Origin of the sequence: Hyalangium versicolor, from assembly GCF_020103695.1 — a bacterium.
In the GTDB taxonomy this organism is placed as follows: Bacteria; Myxococcota; Myxococcia; order Myxococcales; family Myxococcaceae; genus Hyalangium; species Hyalangium versicolor.
Genome location: NZ_JAHXBF010000065.1, coordinates 1 through 3,979 on the forward strand (window position 1 = coordinate 1; position 3,979 = coordinate 3,979).

The 3,979-nt window shown below is 67.0% G+C and carries 3 protein-coding genes and 1 pseudogene; 1 reads left to right on the plus strand and 3 read right to left on the minus strand.

The window, feature by feature from the left end:
* Window positions 1-118 precede the first annotated feature (118 nt).
* A complete protein-coding gene (locus tag KY501_RS52610) occupies window positions 119-409 on the minus strand; it encodes a hypothetical protein (protein ID WP_224373197.1) in 291 nt (96 codons plus the stop codon).
* Between the two features lie 105 nt (window positions 410-514).
* Between KY501_RS52610 and KY501_RS52615 the strand changes: the two are divergent.
* Window positions 515-643: pseudogene (locus KY501_RS52615) on the plus strand (transposase); the annotation flags it as partial.
* A gap of 245 nt (window positions 644-888) precedes the next feature.
* On the opposite strand, the gene KY501_RS52620 reads toward KY501_RS52615, so the two are convergent.
* Entirely contained in the window at window positions 889-2,754 is a 1,866-nt protein-coding gene (locus KY501_RS52620; RefSeq protein ID WP_224373198.1) for a serine/threonine protein kinase, read from the minus strand.
* 22 nt (window positions 2,755-2,776) lie between these two features.
* On the minus strand, window positions 2,777-3,694 hold the full coding sequence (locus tag KY501_RS52625; protein WP_224373200.1) for a DUF2381 family protein: 918 nt from the start codon (window positions 3,692-3,694) through the stop codon (window positions 2,777-2,779).
* Between the last annotated feature and the right edge of the window lie 285 nt (window positions 3,695-3,979).

Here is a 3,979-nt window from a genome sequence, read left to right on the forward strand (position 1 = left end):
ACGACGCCTGGCCAGAGACTACGAGCGAAAAGAGGAGTCGTCCGAAGCCTTCGTCTACCTGGGGATGATCCGACTGATGCTGGGCCGCCTTGCCTGAATGCCTTGCCTCAACACCCTCTTAGTCTGCGGAGAAGCGGATCCCGTCCAAGGAGAACTCAGCGCTCGCTGCTATGGCAGAGAGCTGCACGCGGCCCAGCGTGTCGATGGTGAGGGAGCGGAGCAGTCTCGAGTTGTCGCCGATGCTCCACACGCGCTTGGTGTCCGGCCGGACCGGAGTGGGCAACGTGAAGAGGTTGGCGCCGACCGCTCGGGCATGGCTCAGTGCCTTCGCCATGCCGCGTAGCTCCACCTCGCCCAGGTCGTTGTAGCGGTATCGCACGGCGCCGTACACGGCGAGGTTCGCGTCCACCCACGAGTTCTCTCAACTCACCGCTGTCCACGTGCCCCACGCAACTGAGCCTGCCCCGATTTTGTGGGTACCCGTGATGAGTGGAAACACGAGAGGATGTGTCCCATGAAACGAAGGAAGAGACGGAGTTTCACGCTCGAGTTCAGGACGGAGGCAGTCCGGCTGCTGAGAGAGGGCACGAAGTCACTGCCCCAGGTGGCCAAGGAACTGGACCTGACCGAGTCGGCCCCGAGGCTCTGCCCGGTTTCGTAGCCCCAGGGATTATGCTGCTAGGATTTTGGCCTACCGGGCTTACCGAGATGGGCGCGCGCGCGTCCTCCACCGGCTTCGCGGGAGCCACGACGCGCCCCCTTAACTGGCCCAGCAGACCCGCCTGGGGCGCGGGAGCGCTCCACGGGCTCTGCAGGCGCTCCTCGACGCGGGAGCGCCCCACGGGCCGGGGCCCCCGTCCGACGCTGGCGTACCCCACGTGGCTCGGCTCACCTCCACCGCTCCACTGCAAGCCCGTTCACTTCCTTCGAGCCCACAGCGGCCCCGGGCTTCGAGCCCTCCTGCTTGTCCAGGCCCAGATTGCCTCCGCTGATCAGCTCAACGCAGATCGGAACGGTGCGCCCTCCTGGAAGGTGGGCACGGCGATAGCGGCCATAGATGCGATCCCCCGTCGTCCACAGGTGCCCCTCCAGCCGTGTCCCCTTCTGGGCTTTGCCCTCGTCCTCGGCAAGCTCACCCGTCACAGGCCCGTCCTTGAACACTGTGTGAGCGTCCTCGACCTTGGTCAGAGGGTGCGGGGTTCCCCCCTTGGTCAGGTCAACGACGATCGCGGGCTGCTGATAGCCCACGCTCCACCCTAGCTCTTTTTCCATCGCGTCCACGGCATCTTTGGGGCACGTCTCCGGGTCCGGGCGCGTCTGCACGCCAGTGCAGCCCGCTTCAACCCATGCGAGGGTGAACAGGAGTAGCGCGCACCTCTCCACCTTCGACAGCACGCGCCGGGGGCTGGCCTTCTGCGGGTTGGGTACGCCGTTGGTGAGGGTGGGTGAATTCTCGGGCAGTCGCACGGAAGGGCTCGCCTCCTTCTGGGTAGGATGAGACGAGGGTAACTGAGCGGGGCGGCTTGTCGGCTTTTCGGCCAGAGCAGGCGCGGGTGGGGGTTGCTCCGCTGGGGCGCTGCGGGCCATGGGGAACGGCGCCGCTGGTGCGGACCTGTGCAGCAGCGAGGCGGCCACGGCTGCCGCGAGCACCACGAGCGCCAGCAACCCCACGAGTGCCGGACGGCGCAATGCAAGGCGCGCACTGTTGAGCGCAGCAACCCCCGCCCCCTGCACGGCGGACGGGTGAGCGGGGATCGGTACCTCCACGCCCCCGGGCTGCTCCTCCTCGACTGGGGCGGGAACCCCTTCGGCGGGTTCTGGCGGGAGCTGCGCGGCGACAGGGTGGGGACGGGTGTCGCGCCACTCCGGGCCCTCGCACTTCGCGAAATCCTCCAGCGGACGCCGCGCATCTTTCGCCGTCGCGGGCCGCTCCTTGAGCGAGGGGTGGAGCAACATCATCGCATAGGTGCTCAGGTCCAGCGGCACGCGCCCCTGGGTGACCTTGAACGGGGAAGCAGGAGCCACCAAGCCCTGGAGCGAGGGCCGATTCTTGCTGAGGTCGGGGGTTGGGTCCGTCAGCACATCGTAGAGGTCGGCTCCGAGCGCGAAGATGTCATCGGTCGCCTGGAAGGTGTAACGAGCCTCCGGGTTGTGGAGGTTCTCCCGCCAGAAGCGCACCGCCTCCGGGCTGCGGTTGCGCGGCGTGCAGGGGGGCACCTGTGCATCCGTCAACTCTTCGGCGTCCGCATAGTCCGCCGCCCCGAAGTCGATGACCACCGGCTCGCCTTCCTTGGTGACCATGATGTTTCTCAGGCTCAAGTCGCGATGGAACACGCCCCGCCCGTGCATGTGCTCCAACGCGTCAAACAGCTTGAGGAACACCACGACGTCTTCATGCACGGTGGGGTAGGTCCGCCGCACCCACTCCCCTAGCGTGTAGCCGTCCACGAGATCGAGCACGACGTAGAGGAAGCCCGAACGAGGGTCCCCGCAACGGCCGTGAGCCCACATACGGATGATGTGGGGGTGGTCGAGTTTCTGGAGACAGACCACCTCGCGCCTTGCGCGCGCGTCCGTCTGCTTCGGATCACCGCGCGTGTCCACCTGGCAGGCCACCTTGAGCGCGAAGCGCTTCCCGCCCTTCTCCACCTCATAGACAACGGCATAGCTGCCGCCGCCGATCTTCCGGACGATGCGCCAGCCGTCTACCATCTGACCGGGCTTGAGATTCTTGGGATCCAGTCGCCAGAACATGCCGAGCACCTCTCGCCTGTTGCTACAGCCAAACCTTGGGAACGGACAGACAGCGGCTCCCGTCAGAGTTGCAGATCCGCAGCGAGTGAAGAGCCCGCAGCCATGCTTCCGGCTCCCTCGCGGGCATTTCCACCTCAATGGCCACGCTCATCGTTCTGCCTGGGGGGATGGTGGCTTGCCCGGAGAGCACGGCGCGCGCGCGGCGTGGCTCCCCTCCCGCTGCGGGCGTGACCTCGGCCCACGCGGGCGCCCACGGCTCCGCCCCACCGTTGCTCACCTCGAGGACAAGCACCGTCCACGTTGACGCCGCGAGCCCCGTGCACTTGGCAGCGCCAAACTCGCCCACCACCGTGTTGCACCCTTCCCGGAAGGCCCCAACCCGCATGCCCTTCACGCCCACGAGCCCCGCGAGCGCCACGGCTGCCGGGCTCACCGCTGGGGGCCGGGCTCTCAACTCCTCCAGTTCCTTGCTCAGCGCCTCGTATCGCGCCCGCGTGGCGGACAGCTCGACGCGGCACGCCTCAACGGTCTGTTGCGGGCGGCTGACGGCGACCACGGTATCCACCTCACCCGGTTGTCCGGTGAGCAAGAACACGACGCTTTGAGGCGAGCCCTCGCGGTAGGTGAACCGGAGCGCCAGCCTCTCTGTAGGCGCGATCGGCGCTGCGAGGACAAGCGTGATGCCCAACTCGCTCGGGTCGACTCTGGCAAAGCGGGCGTGCCCCTCCACCTGGACAGACTCACGCATGATCGGCGCATCCAGGACGATGAACGTGAAGGAGCCAGGCGCCAGGTAGATCAGCGGCGACTCGCCCGTTTTACCCGTGAGAACGATGGAGCGGGGAACCGAACTCCCAGTGGGCGCAGCCTGGGCCGTTGCGGCAAGGCTCACCAGCAGGGATGCGAGCGCGGCAGCATGCAAGGGACTGGGTAGGAACAAGGCGAGCAGACCTCCTGGGTTGCCCGCCACAGTACCAGACAGTGGACGCCTTCCGCGCCGCAGCAGACCTCAGGCGGCCTGCGCGTGGGCGTCAGGCGGGGCCCGGCTGAGGAGTTGCGGGCGGGCCCAGGCACAGCGGATCCCACACGTACTCTTCAGTGGGAATTGAGCCTGCCCCGATTTTGTGGACACCCCTGATGAGTCGAAACACGAGAGGATGTGTCCCATGGAACGAAGGAAGAGACGGAGCTTCACGCCCGAGTTCAGGGCGGAGGCAATCCGGCT

Excerpts from the sequence above, each read along its gene's own strand:
- KY501_RS52620 (WP_224373198.1), bottom strand. The coding sequence starts at position 2,754 with ATGTTCTGGCGACTGGATCCCAAGAATCTCAAGCCCGGTCAGATGGTA.